The sequence below is a fragment of the Paracidovorax valerianellae genome, assembly GCF_900102625.1.
GTDB classification, from domain to species: domain Bacteria; phylum Pseudomonadota; class Gammaproteobacteria; order Burkholderiales; family Burkholderiaceae_C; genus Paracidovorax; species Paracidovorax valerianellae.
This window is the reverse complement of the sequence record NZ_FMZC01000007.1, coordinates 173,239-190,625: the sequence shown is the minus strand read 5'-3', so window position 1 is coordinate 190,625 and position 17,387 is coordinate 173,239. Positions and strand designations below refer to the sequence as shown.

Here is a 17,387-nt window from a genome sequence, read left to right as displayed (position 1 = left end):
GTGGCTATCCTCGACGTCTTAAAGCAGAAGAAGTCCGGGGCTGACTTCGGCATGCCGGTCGCATCGCCTATGCATGCTCATGCCCTCATTTCTCTCACGGCCCGTTCCAGGTTCGCCCGCAAGATCACGCGGTGAAACGGCGCAATCGTCGCGAGATAGACGCGTCCCAGTCTGTTATGGCAATGCACCACCGTACCCACCAGCAACTCGCGACCATTCGCCGCGTCGGCGCGGAGTTGAACGGTGACGCGGAAGTCGAGATGCCGGTCATCCGCGCCCAGGACTAACTCCGTCGCGCTCTTCGTCAGCAGCGGCAAGTAGCCGATGACCGGCCCATGCGCCGCTCCGGCAAGGCCGACGGCTTGAGACGATTTAACGCCCACTGTGGCCATCGCCACATCGCGAACATGCGTGAGCGCGCGAATCCACCAAGCGGGATGCTCGAGCGCGATGCGTGCCAGCACTTCAAGATCATCGCTTGCCTGCGCCGGCAACTGAATGGCAAAGGCATCCAACAGGTTTGCGCGCGGGTAAAGCGGCGCCAGCACGCTGTTGCCGGGCATGGGCACAGCGCGCGCTTTGGTCGATGTCATGTTCTCAAGGAGGCTCATGCGGTTCAGTCTAGTCCTGACAGAGAGCGCATCTACAAGATCGTGAGTTCAACGACCGCGCCACTGTCGCGATGCATCACGACCTGCCGTCCTGAAGAGCGATGCAGTGAGCTACCAGCCACTCTGGACGGCCCCTGCCGGAACGGTCGCAGGCATCGTGGCCACAAACGCGCAACCGCCTCCGCGGCGGTCGTGCAGTGCGATGCTGCCGCCGACGCGAAGGCACGCCTGGCGGACGATGGCCAAACCCAATCCCGTGCCCGACGCTGGCGCGTCCGTGCCCCGGTAAAAGCGCTCGAACACGAGGGCATGCTCGTTTGCGGGGATGCCGGGTCCGCGGTCGGCAACGGTCAGCTGCAGCGCGCCGTCAAGCAAGACGAGGGTCAGCGTGACCTCGCCAGCGCCGCCCGCGTACTTCACCGCGTTGTCCAGAAGGTTGCGCAACACCGACTCGTACAGATTGACGGGTAGGGCCAGTGTCAGGCTGTCAGGGGCTTCCAGGATGAGTTCCACGTTCTGGCCTGTTGCATGACTCATGGCTTGCGCCAGGTGTTGGCGGGTCAGATCCGCGACATCGACAAACTGCGCCGGCGCATTGGCCGCTCCGTCCAGCGTCGCCAATTCCAACAGTTGCTGCACCAGGTGCGACCCGCGGGCAACAGCCTGCTGCAGATTCAAGGTGGCCTGCTCGCGCTCGTGCGGATCGACCGTGCGGGACATCACATGGGCCTGGGCGCTGATGACGGCGAGCGGTGTTCTCAGCTCGTGGGCTGCGTCATGCACGAACGAACGTTCGCGGGCCACTGTGCCGCGCAGTTGCAAAAGCATGGCGTCCAGCGCAGTCACCAGCGGTGCCAGTTCGGCATAACGCGGTGCAAAACCCAGCGGGGACAGGTCCCCCGTCCGTCGCTGCGCGATGGCTCTGCCCAGACTGCGCAAGGGCCCGAGGCCGCGTGCCGCAGCCACCCACACGGGAATGAGCGCAAAGGGAAAGGCCACCAGGAACGGCAGCGCCAGTGAATCAAAAACCCACCGCAGCACCCATTGCGTGCTGACTTGCGGTTCGGCCATCCACAGTTGCCAAGGGCCGGGGTGGCTGGCGAACAGCCAATATGCCTGGCCATTCAGGCTGATATCAACGACGTGATCGGACTTGCCGCGCAAGCTCGCGTCGGCGATCTCCGGCGATGTGAACAGCACGCGCCCTTGCGCAGATCGCAGCTGGAACAGCAAGTCGCCTGGGAGTTGACCGCCGTGACGGCGTGTTGCGTTCAACTGCTGGGCCGTGATCTGCACCGCGCTGGCCGCAAGATCGTCGCGGCGAATGTCGGCGAGTGCGTTCGACAAGCCACGGCCCGCTTGCTGCAAGCCGGTATTGCTCTGCAATCGGGCGCGAAAACCCAGGTAGGTGTGGGCGGCCACGGCGCACCACGCCAGCACGAATGCAATCAATAACGCGGACACGATGCGGCGGACCAGTGTCGGGCGCAACAGGGTCTTCACGGCAAGAGCATGTAGCCGACGCCCCGAACGGTCTTGATGCGCTCGGCACCGACCTTGCGCCGCAGATTGGACACGTGCACCTCGACCAGGCTGAAGTCCAACGGCTCCCCCAGGGGCTCCAGGCGCTGAGCCAGTTTGCCTTTCACTACAACGGCACTGGGCTCACGCGCCAGTTCCAGCAGCAACTGAAATTCACGCGGCGACAAGACCAGGGTTTCGCCGCGCAGCCGCGCGCAGTGCCCGCGGGGTTCGATCTCCAGGTCTCCGATCGTCCAGACATCGCTGGCCTGCCGGGCGGAACGCCGCACGACGGCGCGCAGGCGTGATGCCAGTTCCTCCAGGGCAAAAGGTTTCACGATGAAGTCGTCTGCACCGCTGTCGAGCCCCGCCAAACGATCCGGTAACGTGCCTCGAGCAGTAATGATGATGATGGGGACCTGCTCCGTTTGGCGCCGCCATCGGGTGACGAGGTCCAGGCCGTCCCCGTCGGGCAGCGACAAATCCAGCAGTACGCAATCGAAGCCCTCATCCGTCAGCGTGCGCGCCGCGTCTTCGGCACGCCTGCGCCATACGCTGCTGATACCTTCCAGCTTGAGCGATTTCTGCAAGGCGGGACCCAGGTCCAGATCGTCTTCGATCAGTAATACGTGCATGTCCTGAATTGTGTCAGCGACCCAGCCAAGGGCTGTCGGGATCACGCCAACCTTTGGCTAAGCCCAAGGTTGGCGGCCCAACAATCGGTGCGGTCAACTGCTCCCGTACATCACGATGAAACCTGACCTCCCCCGACAGTCTCGCTGCACCTCTGCGCCGATGGCCCGTTTCAGCTGGGCCGCCTGCGGCATCGCTTTGCTTCTTGTGAGTGGATGCGGCGGTGGCTCCGACGCCGCCGTCGGCACGGCGCCGCCCCCGGAAACCTACGCTGTTCGATGCCAGTTGCCACCCGGTTCGCCAAATGCTCTTGTGCTGCCTGCACCCACCGGTGAACGATGCATCGGCAAGCTTGGATTCCGTTTGGTGGACAGCTCCCGCGCGGAAAAAAACGTTCCTGATAAAACCCGCCGGCGCGAACTGAGTGTCAAGGTTTGGTACCCCACGAACCCAGCCGCTGGTGGCCTGCGAGCCCACTATCTGGATCCAACCATCGCTCCCTTGGTGAAGGCGCAAATGTCTATCCCCGCCACTGCGCCCAACGTTGTGACCAACGCCGGGTCGGCAGCCGCACTGCAGGCGGGCAGCAGTTATCCGGTGGTCATTTTTTCGCCTGGGTATGGCATGGTCGTCGAACTCTATTCGACCCTCTTGGAAGACCTGGCCAGCCAGGGCATGGTCGTTGTTGCCATCGACCATCCCTACATTTCAGGGGCGACTTCCCTGGACAACGGGCAAGTGGTGGAGGCACTGGCCGGCGCGGCCGCCGGGCAGCCGATGGAAGAATTCCTGGATGATGCGGTAGCCACGCTTGTGGCGGATCAACGCTATGTGCTCGACTGGTTGCAGGGCCCGAACACCGGCATGCTGGGTAGCCACCTGAACCTTGCACGCATCGGAATCATTGGACATTCCATCGGCGGCGCAGCCGCTATTCAGACGGCACGGTCCGATGAACGCGTAATGGCAGGCTTGGACGTCGACGGAACCGTTTATGGCGGCACTGCGGGTCGGTGGCACAAGCCGGTCATGTTCCTGCTTGCGTCCAACCACACAGCGGACCCGACCGTCGATGCGGTGTTGCGGCTTGCGAGCGGTCCCCACCGAAGCGTCACGGTGCAAGATGCCGGTCATATGGATTTCAGCGATCTGAAATGGGTGTTGAGCTTCTACGTGCCCGGCTTCTCGCCCAACGCCTGGGCGTCGCAGGGTCTGGGGTCCATCGAAGCATCGAAAGCCTTGAAGACGACACGCCAGGAGACCCTGTCCTTTCTTCAGTCGTTCGTCAGCCCCTGAGTGAAGGCATGCAACCTGAAGCCGCATCGTTTCCGACGAAGGAATCTGCTTGATCAAGTTCGCATCGACAAATAGACGGGCTAATAGCTGGGCTGGATGGACGGTTCCAACCTTGGAATGCGCATGGAACAAAGGTCGGCTCGTTCGTCCAACGCGGTGGTACTTACATCCTCTTCATTGGCCGTTGTGACAACCCCATGAAAAAAGGCCGCGCCCCTCACGGAGCACGGCCCATATGGCTGGGTAGGCGGTGACTCTCAATACCCCAGCGTCTCGCCGTCCGGGTTGCGCGGATCGGAGGCGCCATACAGCAGGCCGTCCTGGAACTGAATCGTCTGCGTGCGGCCCATGGAGGGCTTGATGGCGATGTTGTGGCCGCGTGCCTGCAACTGCGTCAGCGTGTCGGTGCTCAGGCCCTTTTCCACGCGCAGTTCGTCGGGCGTCCACTGGTGGTGCACGCGCGGCACCGAGGCGGCTTCGGCCGGGTTCATGCCGAAGTCGATGGTGTTCACCACGGTCTGCAGTACCGTCGTGATGATGCGCGCGCCGCCCGGGCTGCCCGTCACGAGCATGGGCTTGCCGTCCTTGAGCACCATGGTGGGCGTCATGGACGACAGGGGCCGCTTGTTGGGGCCCACGGCGTTGGCGTCGCCGCCGACCAGGCCATAGGCGTTGGCCACGCCGGGCTTGGCGGAGAAGTCGTCCATCTCGTTGTTCAGCAAGATGCCCGTTCCCTTGGCGACGATGCCGCTGCCGAAGTTGGTATTGAGCGTGTAGGTCACCGCCACTGCATTGCCGGCCTTGTCCACCACCGAGTAGTGCGTGGTCTGGTCGCTTTCATAGGGCTGCGGCTTGCCGGGCTTGATGTCCTTGCTGGGGCGGGCCGCCGTGGCGTTGATGCCCTTGGCCAGCGACTGCGCGTAGGCCTTGGAGGTCAGCCCTTTGAGCGGCACCTTCACGAAGTCCGGATCGCCCAGGTATTCCGAGCGGTCGGCGTAGGCGAGCTTCATGCTCTCGGCCATGTAGTGAATGGTCTGCGCGCTGTTCTGCCCCCATTGCGACAGCGGCCACTGCTCCAGCATGTTCAGCATCTGCACCAGGTGCGCACCGCCGGAGGATGGAGGCGGCATGGTCACGATCTCGTAGCCGCGGTAGGTGCCGCGCACCGGCTCGCGTTCCACGACCTTGTAGGCGGCCAGGTCCTGCAGCGTGAGGGCACCGGGGTGGGGCGCCATTTCAGCGGCGATGCGGCGCGCGATGGGGCCCTGGTAGAACGCCTTGGCGCCCTGCTGGCCGATGAGCCGCATCGACTGGGCCAGGTCTTTTTGCACCAGCCGGTCGCCCACCTTCAGCGGACCGTCGCCGCGCCAGAAGATCTGTCGCGTGGCGGGCCACTTGCCCATGTTCGCCTTCTCCTGGTGCAGCGTCTTGGCCAGCGTCAGGCTGACCGGAAAACCCTTGTCGGCCAGCGCGATGGCCGGCGCGATCACGCGCGACAGCGGCAGCGTGCCCCAGTTCTTGAGTGCGTGCTCCATGCCGGCCACGGTGCCCGGCACGCCCACGGCATAGGGGGTGTACAGCGACTTGCCCTCGACCACGTTGCCGCTGGCATCGAGGTACATGTCGCGCGTGGCTTTTTGGGGCGCCACTTCGCGGAAGTCGAGCGCGATGTCCTTGCCGGTCTTGGCGTCGTGCACCATCATGAAACCGCCGCCGCCCAGGTTGCCGGCATTGGGCAGCACCACGGCCAGCGCGAAGCCGATGCCCACGGCGGCGTCCACCGCGTTGCCGCCGGCTTTGAGAATGTCCAGGCCCACGCGCGAGGCCAGTTCCTGCTCGGTGGAGACCATGCCGTTGCGTGCCACGACGGGGTGGAACACATCCATGTCGAAGTCGTACGAGCTGCCGGCGGCGCGGGCGGCTGCCGTCTGCTGCACCGGGGGCGGCGGTGCCGCCGGTGCGCCTTCGACACTGCCCGTGCCGGCCGTGGGCAGGTTGGTGCAGGCGGCCAGGCTGGCCAGTGCAAGCGCCAGGCTGCTGGCCAGCAGCGTGCGTTGGATGGGTTTCATGCTCTCTCCTCGTTATTGATCGGTGGGCGGCCCAGGGGGCGGCGCCGTGGCGAGTGTAGAGAAGTTGCCTCTGCCGCCCCACGGGGTGGGGCCGAACGCGGCCATTCCATTTGCAATTGCGAACGTCTGCCTTCAAAAGTTGCACTTTTAAAAGGAACTCGAGCACTAGCATGGCTGCGGTTTCCGCCAGGAAGAATTTTGGCCGCTGGTGCGGCGTCCGGGCGGGAGCTTCCTATCAACCTCGGAGGTGCGACATGGCGATGAAATCCTTTTTGAAAAAGCTGGTGCTGGGTGGGTGCCTGATGGCGGCCAGCAGCCTTTCCTGGAGCTATGCGATCAATGCGGGCAAGGTGGTGGACGACAGCGGCAGTGCCGTGCAGCTTCGGGGCGTGAACTGGTTTGGCTTTGAAACCAACAACAACGTGGTTCACGGGCTGTGGGCCCGCAACTGGAAGGACATGATCACGCAGATGCAGGACCAGGGCTTCAACGCCGTGCGCCTGCCGTTTTGCCCGCAAACCCTGCGCGGCACGCCCCCCAACAGCATCGACTACGGCCGCAACGCCGACCTGCAAGGCCTGAGCGCGCTGCAGGTGATGGACAAGGTCGTCAACGAGATCAGCAGCCGCGGCATGTACGTGCTGCTCGACCACCACACGCCCGACTGCCAGAGCATTTCCGAACTCTGGTACACGCCGTCCTACAGCGAGCAGCAGTGGATCACCGACCTGACCTTCGTCGCGCAGCGCTACGCCAGCGTGCCCGGCGTCATCGGGCTGGACCTGAAGAACGAGCCGCACGGCGCCGCCACCTGGGGCACCGGCAACGACGCCACCGACTGGAACCGCGCCGCCGAGCGCGCCTCGGCCGCCGTGCTGCAAGTGGCGCCCCGCTGGCTGATCGTGGTGGAAGGCGTTGCCGAGAACCCGAGTTGCTCCAGCAGCGGAGGCCACTGGTGGGGCGGCAGCCTGGAGCCTTTGGCATGCACGCCTTTGAACATTCCGGCCGACCGCCTGCTGCTCGCGCCGCACACCTACGGGCCGGACGTGTTCGGGCAAGCGTATTTCAGTGCCTCCGACTTTCCTGACAACATGCCGGCCATCTGGGAGCAGCACTTCGGCCGCTTCGTGCAAGCCGGCCATGCCGTGCTGCTGGGCGAGTTCGGCGGCAAGTTCGGCCAGGGCGATGCACGCGACGTGGCGTGGCAGAACAAGCTGGTGGATTACCTGATCGGCAAGGGCATCCGCAGCGGCTTCTACTGGTCGTGGAACCCCAACAGCGGCGACACGGGCGGCATCCTGAACGATGACTGGACGACGGTGCGCGCTGACAAGGTCACGCTGCTCAAGCGACTGTGGGGCGATGGCACGATCACCCCGCCCACGACGCCACCCACCACGCCGCCAACGACTCCCCCGACCACGCCTCCTACTACGCCTCCTACTACGCCTCCCACCACGCCTCCTTCAGGCACCGCCAGCTTCAGCACGGAGATCATCGTGGACAGCAGTTGGAACACGGGCTACTGCGAGCGCGTGCAGGTCACCAACACGGGCAGCGTTGCGGGCAACTGGGCGCTCAACCTGACCATCAGCGGCACCGTCAACAACCTGTGGAACGCGGTGTGGTCGCAGTCGGGCAGCACGCTCAATGCTTCCGGCGTGGACTGGAACAAGACACTCTCACCCGGCGCGAAAGCGGAGTTCGGATTCTGCGCCGCGCGCTGAAATCGATGTTTTCTTTCGGATTTTGATAATCCAAAGAAAAATGCACCCCGGTAGATTCTGGGCGGCCTGAAAATGCGACCGGGCCGCTTTTTGGTAAGCAGCCTGGAAGCCATAGCGAAAAAGCCGCCCCGGATATTCATCGGAATATCTGGGGCGGCCTGCTTTCAGCCCTTGGCAGGATTAATCCGCGTGAAAGCGCAGGCCCTGGTTGATCGCGCAGCGGTACGCTACCGGTTCGGAGCGTTGCTGGTAGCTGGGCAGGTCAAAGACGAACATCGTGAAGTCGATGGTGCCGTCCGGCCGCACTTGGTAGCGCAGCAGTTGCTGGATGGGCTGGCCGTCGCGGGCCACGGTGAAATGGCCGTCGCTGAAGGAGAGCGTGCCGTCTTCGACGATGCGGTACGCCTCGATGCGCAGCCCGCCGCGCGTGCGGGTGGGCGTGGCGTTGGCCGAGTTGGCGGTGCACTGCGACAGGTCGATGGCCACCGCCACATCGCTCCCGGATGCCAGCGCCTGCTGGATGTCGGCGAGATTATCGAGGCGGCTTTTGGCACTGGCGGGCAGCGCCATCAAGGAAAAAGACGAAGCCAATAACAAGGCTGCGAAGCGTTGCATGTAAAAACCTCCATTCATGGTTATCAAAATCGCGGCTTGAAAATTCAAGCGTGGCGATGATATCCAGGGGCAGGCTTTATTCATGCCGATTATTTGTATGCGCCGACCCCTGTTTGTAAATGTCCGAAAGATTCGGGCTGAATGCCTTGCAAGCCGGGCTGCATGGCCGCATGCATACTCGGCCAGTACCGGCGTGCCCCAGGCGGCGGTCGCCATTTCGCTCCCCCGTTTTGTCGTTCCATTCACCCAAGGAGATGGCCCATGGGCCTCAGCACCCACGTTCTCGACACCATGCACGGATGCCCCGCCGCAGGAATGGCCGTAGCGCTGTATGCCACGCACGGCGAGGCGGCCACGCTGCTGCAGCGCCTGGTCCTCAACCAGGATGGCCGCACCGATGCGCCGTTATTCGACAACGCCAGCCTGCGGGCCGGCACCTACCGCCTGACGTTCGATGTGGCGGGCTATTTCCGCAGCCGCGGGGTGGAGTTGCCCGAGCCCAACTTCCTGAACCAGGTGAGCCTGGATTTCGGCGTGGCCCATGCGGACCAGCACTACCACGTGCCCTTGCTGGTCAGCCCGTGGAGCTACTCCACCTACCGCGGCTCGTAGCCCCGCTGCGCAAGCCGGGCAGGCCGCGCAGATTCCATGGCAGCCTCAGAGCTGCCCTTCCGTCAGGGTGTCGAGCTGAAAGCGCCCGGACTTGTGCCACAGCCAGGTGTCGGTGTAGGTGACCTTGCCCATCCGCGAGGGCACGGGGTAGGGCGCGGCGGCGCGCACGGTGCGCTCGATCTCGGCGATGACCTCGGGTGCATGGCGCGGCGCGCGCATCCAGTTCAGCCGCGTGACGCGGCCGGCGCGGTCGATGTCCACCTGCAGCGTGCCGATGGCATACAGCAGGGGCGGCAGCTTGCCTTTGTAGATGCGCTGGGCGTTCAGCTCATAGAGGTGGGTGGCGGCGTCCTGCCGGTAGGCGCGTGGCGTTTCGGCGGCCGAGGGGCGCGCAGAGCCTTTTTCGGCGGGCACCGGGCCGACCACCTCTTTTTCCAGCGGGCTGCTGGTGTCCGAAGCGGGCTTGGCGGGCGGGGGCTCCGGTTCCGGCCCAGACGATCGGCAGGCCGCGATGAGAGATGCCAGGGCGGCCATGGCGCTGGCCGCCAGCCACCGGCCGCGCGGGCGGCGGGGCTGGCGTTCAGGAGAAGGGGAGGACATGGTGCAGGGTCTCTCTGTGGCTATGCTGTGCGGTGCCTGCGCGGCCGTTGCGCGGGGCGTACCGGAGGACTCGGATGGTGATGGCGGCGTTGCATCGTTTGCTGGCGGGCTTGGCGCACTGCCCGGCCTGCGTGGTCGAGGTGGAGTCTACCCAAGGCTCGGTGCCGCGCGAGCGCGGGGCGTGGATGGCCGTGTGCGCCGACGGGCTGGTCGGCACCATCGGCGGTGGCCGGCTCGAATTCGACGCCATCGCCCAGGCGCGCCGACGGCTGGCGGGTGAGGGTGGCCCGCAGACGCAGACGCAGACGCAGGCGGAAGTGCTGCGCTTCGCGCTCGGACCCAGCCTGGGCCAGTGCTGCGGCGGCGTCGTGTTCCTGCGCTTCACCCTGGTCGGGCCGGATGACCGTGCGGCGCTGGCGCGGCGGCTGGCGCCCCGGTGCACGCCCGTGGCGCTGTTCGGCGCCGGCCACGTGGGCCACGCTTTGGTGCGCGTGCTGGCCCCGCTGCCGTTCGCCCTGGCGTGGATCGACAGCCGCGACAGCGTGTTCCCCGACGACTCGCCGCCCGGCGTGGCGTGCGAGCACTCCGATCCGGTGCACGCGGCCGTGCCGTCGCTGGCGGCCGGCTCGCACGTGCTGGTCATGAGCTTCAGCCACGCCGAGGATCTGGACGTGATCGCCGCCTGCCTGCTGCGCCAGCGCGAGCGGGGCGACCTGCCGTTCATCGGGCTCATCGGAAGCCGCACCAAGTGGGCGACCTTTTCGCACCGGCTCGCGGCGCGCGGCTTTGCGCCGCAGGAACTGGCCTGGGTCACCAGCCCCATCGGTTTGCCCGGCATCGAAGGCAAGGAGCCCGAGGTGATTGCCGTGTCGGTGGCGGCGCAGTTGCTGGCGCTGCGCGGGGCTGCGGTGCCGGTAGGAGGACTTGAGGCAGGGCCTGAAGCAGCGCGTGAAGCCGGCGGGCTGCCCGGGTAAGTCCGCAGGCGGCGCGCCGCGCGAGGGGCTTTGCAGGAACGATTCCTGCATACACTTGCCGCACAGGTCGCAGCGGTGCCCGGAGCCGATGTGTCGTCAGCCCCCAGGTGCGCGGCCTTTTCTTCTGCTCAGAGCGCCCGCAGTGGTGAGCAGGTCGACCGGGTGGTGCCACGCGCCGCCCCATGGCGCCCCGTGCGCCGCCGAGGCTGACACACATGGAAAGCTATCTCCTCGACTGGGCCAACCTGCTGCTGCGCTGGGTCCACGTCATCACCGCGATCGCCTGGGTGGGCTCGTCGTTCTACTTCGTCTTTCTGGACAGCAGCCTCACGCCGCCGGTCGATGACGACCTCAAAAAGCAGGGCGTGAGCGGCGAGCTCTGGGCCGTGCACGGCGGCGGCTTCTACCACCCGGTGAAGTTCGCCGTATCGCCCCCGAAGCTGCCCGCGCACCTGCACTGGTTCTATTGGGAGAGCTACAGCACCTGGCTGAGCGGCTTTGCGCTCTTCACGGTGTCGTACCTGTGGAGCGCGGGCACCTACCTCATCGACAAGTCGCGCATGGACTGGGCGCCGCCTGCGGCCATCGGCGCGGCGCTGGGTTTCCTGGTGGTGTTCTGGCTGCTGTACGACGCGGTGTGCCGCGTGTTCGGGCAGCGCAGGAATGGGGATGCCATCGTCGGCGCGCTGGTGTTCGGGCTGGTGTGCGTGGCCTCGTGGCTCGCCTGCCACTGGTTCGCCGGGCGCGCGGCTTTTTTGCTGGTGGGCGCGATGATCGCCACGGCCATGAGCGCCAACGTGTTCTTCTGGATCATTCCAGGGCAGAAAAAAATGGTCGCTTCCATCCAGGCCGGCCAGCCCGTGGACCCGATCCACGGCAAGCGTGGCAAGCAGCGCAGCGTGCACAACACCTACTTCACGCTGCCGGTGCTGTTCGCCATGCTGTCCAACCACTACAGCTTCACGTGGGGCCACCCGCAGAACTGGCTGGTGCTGATCGTGATGATGTTCGCGGGTGCGGCCATCCGGCAGTTCTTCGTGATGCGCCACGGCTACAAGCTGGGGCGCAACGGCAATCCGCTGCCGTACGCGCTGGTGGGGGTGGCGGCCATTGCCGGCGCCATCGTCTGGATGCGGCCCGCGCCCCGGCCAGCCGCTGCGCCGCTCGCCGCAGGTGTTGCTATAAATTCAATAGCAAAGAATGGCGATGATATTGCGGTGGAGGCCAAAATGTCTTATGACCGTTTGCAGGCCGTCTTGGCGCAGCGCTGCACGCTGTGCCATGGCGAACAGGTGCAGATGAAGAACCTGCGGCTCGATTCGCCGCAGTCCATCCAGCAGCACGCCCAGGCGATCTACCAGCAGGCCGTGGTGCAAAAGCTCATGCCCATGAACAACGCCACCGGCATGACGGACGAGGAGCGCGACATCGTGCGGCGCTGGTTCGAAGGCGGCGCGCCGGTGCCATGACCGGTCCGCGTGCCGGCGATGCCGCCGAAACCTCAGTCCATCGCCGCCCGGGCCGCCGCTCTTCGGCCGCCCAGTGAAGCGCCGGGCCGGGGCGGCGGAGGCCGGTCGGCGCCGTTGCCGCTGCCCGGTTCCGCGCGGGTGACGTCGCCTCGGCTGCCGTTATGGCCGGCTTTGGCGTTGCCCGGGCCTGCGGTGCGGTCGGTGTCGGCGTCGGCATCGCGCCAGGCCAGGCCGCTGGTGGCCAGCTTGGCGTCGTGTTTGGCCAGGGCGGCGAGGTTGGCCACTTCTTCGGCGTGGGCGATGGCGCCGGGCGTGATGCGCACCGCGCCGATCGACAGCGTGGTGCAGGTGAAAAAGCGCTTCACCCCGTGCCGGTCTTCGGCCCAGATGCCGCCGGCCTTGCGCGAGGCGTCGTCGAACAGCGCCAGGGCCTCCTGCGCGAACTCTTCGATGATCTGCTGGCAGCGGTGCAGCCAGTCCGCGCTCTGGAACAGCAGCATGAAGTCGTCGCCGCCCACGTGCCCCACGAAGTCGCGTTGCGCATTGCAATGGGTCACGGCCAGGCGCGCCACGAGGCGGATCATCTGGTCGCCGCGCCAGTAGCCGTAGTAGTCGTTGAACGGCTTGAAGTGGTTCAGGTCGGCGTAGCAGGCGACGAACTCGGTGCCGCTGTCCAGCAGGCGCTGCATGTGCAGGCTGATGGGAATGTTGCCCGGCAGGAAGGTGAGCGGGTTGGCGTGGCGCGCGGCCTCGATGCGCGCCTCGGTGACGCTGCGCACCAGCTGGTCGCCCGTGCCCAGGCCGGCGTAGCGGCCGTTGTCGGTGACGATGAAGCCGTCGTTCAGGTAGCGCTGGTCCTGCGATGTGAGGATGCCCACGAGCTGGTCCACGTCGCAGTCGAGCTCCACCACGCGGGGCGCGTGGTTGGCGAACGCCATGCAGGGCTTGCGCCCGTGCACTTCGCGAAAGTACAGCGTGGCGTAGTGGTTCATGAACTGCTGGCGGTTGATGAGCGCCACCGGCCGCGTGCCGTCCACCACGGCCAGCGCGTGCAGGTCGGCATGCGCCTTGAACAGCCCGGCCACCGTGTCGTTGCGGGTGTCTGGCGTGGCCGTGGGCGCCTGCACCACGATCAGGTTGCGCAGAATGCCCGGCCGCACGTTCTGGCCCAGGTGGGGCAGCACGGCCACGCGGCGGTCGCGCAGGGCGTCGAGCGCGGGCAGCAGGATGGTGTCGCGCGGCAACGGGGCGGGGCGGCCCAGCAGGTAGCCCTGGCCGTAGGGAATGTCCAGGTCGCGCAGCGCGCGCAGATCGTCCTCGGTCTCGATGCCCTCGGCGATGAGCGTGGTGCCGAACACGTCGGCAATGCCTTTGATGGCCTGCAGCATCTGCAGGTTTTCGGGATGGGCGCGCAGGTCGCGCACGAAGTATTTGTCGATCTTGACGAAGTCGGGCTTGGCCTCGGACCACAGCCGCAGGCTGGAGCGGCCGTCGCCGAAATCGTCCAGCGCCAGGCGCGCGCCGCTGGCGTGCACTTCCTTCAGCGCGTGGCGCAGCAGGTCCATGTCGGTCACGCGCTCGTGCTCGGTGATCTCCAGCACCACCATGCGTGCCGACACGCCCATGGCCTGCACCGCATCGGCGAGCGATGCGCCACCGAACAGCGCCACCCCGCGCACGAGGGCATCGGCGCTGATGTTCACGAAAAGCCGCCCCGGCGCGCCCAGCACGCCCCATTGCTGCAGCGCGATGAACACGCACAGCAGTTCGAAGTCCTGCAGCAGGTTCTCTTCCTGCGCGCGCTGCAGCAGGACGTCGGGCGTGTGCAGCGGCGTGCCGGCCGGGCCGCGGATCAGGGCCTCGTGCGCGTAGATGCTGCCCTCGCGCAGATCGGCCAGGGGCTGGAACACGCAGTACAGGCCATCGCCGCGCATCAGCTGCGCCAGGGGTCCGGTGCCGCTGCGCGCTCCGGGCGACAGCGCCGCCAGCAGGGCATCGCGCCGGTCCCCAAAGGATGCATCGATCATGGTTACAACCTTACACAATTCACTGCGGACCATAGCCGGGCCGTGTGACAGTGAAATGACAGATCGTCAGTCGATGGGGCGCGGGTCGCCGCGCAAATCTGCGTAGTCCACTGCGTATTTGACGAGCGCCGCCTGCCCCTCGATGCGCAGCTTGCGGCGCAGGTGCAGGCGGTGCGTCTCCACCGTGCGCACCGAGGTGCCCATGAGCTGGGCGATGTCCTTGTTGGAGCGGCCCTCGGCCAGCAGCTGCAGCACGGCGGCTTCGCGCGGCGTGAGGGCGCGGGCCGAGGGCGCCATGGCCGGCGCGGCGTCGTACAGCAGCGCCTGCACGCCTTCGCTGAAGTAGAGCCCGCCCGCGTGCACCGCCTCGATGGCCTCGACCAGTTGCCGCGCCGGTGCGTCCTTGAGCACGTAGCCGCGCACGCCCAGAGAAGCCGCGCGGCGCACGTATTCGCCATCGTGGTGCATGGACAGCACCATGACGCGCACCAGCGGAAAGCGGTCGCGGAACACGGTCGCCAGGTGGATGCCGCTCGCATCCGGCATGCGGATGTCGGTCACCACGATGTCGGGCTGCAGCGCGGCGGCCAGCTCCACCGCCTCCTGCACGCCGCCGGCTTCGCCTGCGACGCGGATGTGCCCGGTCGCCTCCAGCCGCATGCGCACACCGTCGCGCACCAGTGGGTGGTCGTCCACCAGCAGCACGCGGATGAAGCCTTCACCGCCATTCATGCGGGCACCTGCGACGGGTCGAAGCCGGGGAAGGGCGCTTCCGCCTCGGTCGTCAGCGCGAGCACCGCGATGATGCGCGTGCCGTGGCGGCCGGAAGACAGGCGGAACGTACCGCCCAGTCCTTCGATGCGCTCGCGCATGTTGCGCAGGCCGATGCCGCCCTGCCCATCGGCCTGCACGCGCTGCACGTCGAAGCCCTGGCCGTCGTCGATCACCGAGAGGCTCACGCGGCGGCGGCCGAAGCGCAGCAGCAGCTCCACCTGCGAGGCGCCCGCGTGCATCTGCGCATTGGTGAGCGCCTCCTGCGCCACGCGAAACAGTGCGGTGCCGTGGCTGGTGGGCAGCGGCTGCGCCGTGCCGCGCAGCACGAACCGCACCTGGAACCCGGCGTGCTCCTCGACCTGCTGCGCCATGAGCGCAAGCGCCGGTGCCAAGCCCAGGTCGTCCAGCAGCGCAGGCCGCAGGCCGTGCGAGACGCGGCGGATTTCCAGCAGCGCGTGGTTGAGCCGGTCCAGGCCCTGGTCCAGCATGTGGGGCGCCGCCTGGGCCGCGCGCTGGGCCCATTGCACCTGCGCGGTCTCCAGCAGGAATTTGGACGACACCAGCACCTGCACCACGCCGTCGTGCAGTTCGCGCGCCACGCGCACGCGCTCTTCTTCCTGCGAGCGCACCACCCGCTGCGCGAGCCGCCGCAGCTTGGCGCTGGCCACGCGGTGGTCGCTCAGGTTCAGCGCCAGCCCGGCCAGCCCGATCAGCACGATGCACAGCGCCGCGATGCCGTAGATGCGCCGGCGCGTGCCGTCGATGTTTTCCTGCGCGCGCTGGTCGATGCGGCGCAGCGTGTCGTGCACGTCGTCCAGGTACAGCCCGGTGCCCAGCACCCATTCCCATCCGGGCAAGGTCATCACGTAGGCGAGCTTGGGGACCGTCTGCTGCGACGAAGGCTTTTGCCACAGGTAGCGCACCAGCCCGCCGCCCTCGCGCGCCTTGGCGAGGATCAGATTGGCCGGCGCTTCGCTCTGCGGATTGGCCGGATCGCACAGGTCCACACCGGCCAGCCCCATGCGCTGGGCATCGAGCAGCACGTTGCCCTGTCGGTCGTACACAAAAAAGTAGCCGTCCTTGCCGAACTGCATGCGCGACAGCAGGGCCAGCGCCTGCTGCTGGCGCGCCGCAGGGTCCGCCACATCGGTCGCGATGCGCGCCAGCGCGCTCTGGGCCAGCTGGACGTAGTGGTGCAGCTCGGTTTCCTTGCTGTGCAGATAGGCCGACTCGACGAGTTCCCGCTCCTGGTGCGCGAGCTTCAGCGTCTGGTGGCGCACCGTAATGGCCACGGAACCCAGCGCCACCAGGATGGGAATGGTCGACAGCAGCAATAGCTTGAGCCGCAATTGCATGGAGGCTTCTTTGAAAAGGAAAGCGATGACTATCTGCCCGCCATTGCAAATGTCAAGCGGGTTATTTCCTGGCTTGTTTTGATATTCCGTGAATTCGTGAAGATATGTAAAGAGAGCGGCCGGGAGAATGTCGCGCAGAAGACTGATCGGGTGGATTAATGATGAATGTGATCCGGCATGCGGGATTAATGGGGCTTTATTCACCATAATCACCGCCTTGGTGCCTTGCGCCCCGTGCGTGCACGCCGGCACCCCCACGGTGCGCACCTTGTGAGTGCTTGCTTTCGCGCTGCACCTCGACTGGCAGCGCGATGCCCCAGCATGAAGCGGCTGGCTGAGAGGTTGGGCCCTTTCTGGCTCATGTTCCGTAATGCTGCGTAGGCCGTTCTGCGTACTACTGCGTAAGGGAAAAAGGCGCTTTATCAGGGCCGGTATTGCTGCCTAAAATCGTTTCGCGAATCGGATTTCCAAACAGTGGCTGGCGCGCCGGAAGATTATTGGAAGAAGCGGTCGTACAGAAGGTCGGACAACACGGTTTTTAATGAATCGTGCGCTGGTGATTTTCTGGCGTTATTTTCAAGTCGAAAGTAAAGGACATTCCATGAATAATCGGTTTCATCGGCGCAGCATGGCCGTGGCGGGCGCGGCCCTCGCGGCTTGCGTGTTGGCAGGCTGTGCCGCAACGTCGTCCAAGCGCGAGGTGCTGTCCACCACGCAGATCTACCCGGCCATCGGGCCGTACTCGCAGATGGTGTCGCACGGCAACACGCTCTATTTCTCCGGGGTGCTGCCGCTCAACGCGGCGGGCAACGCCGTCAACGGCACCACCATCGAAGAGCAGACCCGTGCCGTGCTCGACTTCATGGGCGCCAAGCTGCGCTCGCAGGGGCTGTCGTACGAAGACGTGCTCTCCACCACGGTCTACATGAAGGACCTGAACGAGTTCGCCGCCATGAACAAGGTGTATGGCGAGTACTTCCGCACGGCCGCGCCTGCCCGCGCCACGGTGGAAGTGGCGCGCCTGCCGCGCGACGTGAAGATCGAAATCTCGGCCATCGTCGGCCGCCGCTGAAGCGCTGTTTTCCTGCCTCCACGCTCCAAGGA

Annotated in this window: 15 protein-coding genes; 6 read left to right on the top strand and 9 right to left on the bottom strand. The window is 66.0% G+C overall.

The features are described 5' to 3' along the window. Nucleotides 1-77: 77 nt before the first annotated feature. The 3 genes from BLT03_RS13205 to BLT03_RS13195 form a co-directional block, all read right to left on the bottom strand. Nucleotides 78-611 (bottom strand): DUF2867 domain-containing protein, encoded by a 534-nt coding sequence (locus BLT03_RS13205; protein ID WP_245711375.1) that lies wholly within the window; start codon nt 609-611, stop codon nt 78-80. A gap of 111 nt (nt 612-722) precedes the next feature. Further along, the gene (locus BLT03_RS13200; protein ID WP_092744219.1) at nt 723-2,114 is read right to left on the bottom strand and encodes a sensor histidine kinase; all 1,392 of its coding nucleotides are present in this window, start codon (nt 2,112-2,114) and stop codon (nt 723-725) included. Beyond that, a complete protein-coding gene (locus BLT03_RS13195; protein ID WP_092744218.1) occupies nt 2,111-2,767 on the bottom strand; it encodes a response regulator in 657 nt (218 codons plus the stop codon). The genes BLT03_RS13200 and BLT03_RS13195 overlap by 4 nt, the downstream gene beginning before the upstream one ends. Nucleotides 2,768-2,882: 115 nt before the next feature. On the opposite strand from BLT03_RS13195, the gene BLT03_RS13190 reads away from it, so the two are divergent. Beyond that, nucleotides 2,883-4,061: an alpha/beta hydrolase gene (locus tag BLT03_RS13190; protein ID WP_092744217.1), complete on the top strand. Its 1,179-nt coding sequence runs from the start codon at nt 2,883-2,885 to the stop codon at nt 4,059-4,061. Nucleotides 4,062-4,318: 257 nt separating this feature from the next. On the opposite strand, the gene ggt is transcribed toward BLT03_RS13190, so the two are convergent. Further along, nucleotides 4,319-6,130, bottom strand: a complete 1,812-nt coding sequence (ggt, locus tag BLT03_RS13185) for a gamma-glutamyltransferase (protein WP_092744216.1) — start codon at nt 6,128-6,130, stop codon at nt 4,319-4,321. Nucleotides 6,131-6,390: 260 nt separating this feature from the next. On the opposite strand from ggt, the gene BLT03_RS13180 reads away from it, so the two are divergent. Further along, nucleotides 6,391-7,857 (top strand): cellulase family glycosylhydrolase, encoded by a 1,467-nt coding sequence (locus BLT03_RS13180; protein ID WP_434802399.1) that lies wholly within the window; start codon nt 6,391-6,393, stop codon nt 7,855-7,857. A 180-nt stretch (nt 7,858-8,037) separates the two neighbouring features. Here BLT03_RS13180 and BLT03_RS13175 read toward each other — a convergent pair whose 3' ends face one another. Then, complete coding sequence (locus BLT03_RS13175) at nt 8,038-8,472, bottom strand: VirK family protein (RefSeq protein ID WP_092744214.1); 435 nt, start codon at nt 8,470-8,472, stop codon at nt 8,038-8,040. A gap of 261 nt (nt 8,473-8,733) precedes the next feature. Here BLT03_RS13175 and uraH point away from each other — a divergent pair, with 261 nt between their 5' ends. After that, complete coding sequence (gene uraH / locus BLT03_RS13170; protein ID WP_092744213.1) at nt 8,734-9,084, top strand: hydroxyisourate hydrolase; 351 nt, start codon at nt 8,734-8,736, stop codon at nt 9,082-9,084. A gap of 45 nt (nt 9,085-9,129) precedes the next feature. Here uraH and BLT03_RS13165 read toward each other — a convergent pair whose 3' ends face one another. After that, nucleotides 9,130-9,618, bottom strand: coding sequence for a hypothetical protein (locus tag BLT03_RS13165; RefSeq protein ID WP_092744261.1), 489 nt, complete (start codon nt 9,616-9,618; stop codon nt 9,130-9,132). Nucleotides 9,619-9,764: 146 nt separating this feature from the next. On the opposite strand from BLT03_RS13165, the gene xdhC reads away from it, so the two are divergent. Next, nucleotides 9,765-10,658 carry a xanthine dehydrogenase accessory protein XdhC gene (xdhC, locus tag BLT03_RS13160; RefSeq protein WP_092744260.1) on the top strand — a complete coding sequence of 298 codons (894 nt, stop codon included), beginning with the start codon at nt 9,765-9,767 and terminating at the stop codon, nt 10,656-10,658. A gap of 215 nt (nt 10,659-10,873) precedes the next feature. Continuing rightward, on the top strand, nt 10,874-12,127 hold the full coding sequence (locus BLT03_RS13155; RefSeq protein WP_092744212.1) for a urate hydroxylase PuuD: 1,254 nt from the start codon (nt 10,874-10,876) through the stop codon (nt 12,125-12,127). 32 nt (nt 12,128-12,159) lie between these two features. On the opposite strand, the gene BLT03_RS13150 is transcribed toward BLT03_RS13155, so the two are convergent. The 3 genes from BLT03_RS13150 to BLT03_RS13140 form a co-directional block, all read right to left on the bottom strand. Further along, a complete protein-coding gene (locus BLT03_RS13150) occupies nt 12,160-14,154 on the bottom strand; it encodes an EAL domain-containing protein (protein ID WP_092744211.1) in 1,995 nt (664 codons plus the stop codon). 66 nt (nt 14,155-14,220) lie between these two features. Next, complete coding sequence (locus BLT03_RS13145) at nt 14,221-14,886, bottom strand: response regulator (RefSeq protein ID WP_092744210.1); 666 nt, start codon at nt 14,884-14,886, stop codon at nt 14,221-14,223. Next, a complete protein-coding gene (locus tag BLT03_RS13140) occupies nt 14,883-16,283 on the bottom strand; it encodes a cache domain-containing protein (RefSeq protein WP_092744209.1) in 1,401 nt (466 codons plus the stop codon). Before BLT03_RS13140 ends, BLT03_RS13145 begins: the two co-directional genes overlap by 4 nt. 601 nt (nt 16,284-16,884) lie before the next feature. Here BLT03_RS13140 and BLT03_RS13135 point away from each other — a divergent pair. Further along, nucleotides 16,885-17,355, top strand: coding sequence for a Rid family detoxifying hydrolase (locus BLT03_RS13135; RefSeq protein ID WP_092744259.1), 471 nt, complete (start codon nt 16,885-16,887; stop codon nt 17,353-17,355). The last annotated feature ends 32 nt before the right edge of the window (nt 17,356-17,387 follow it).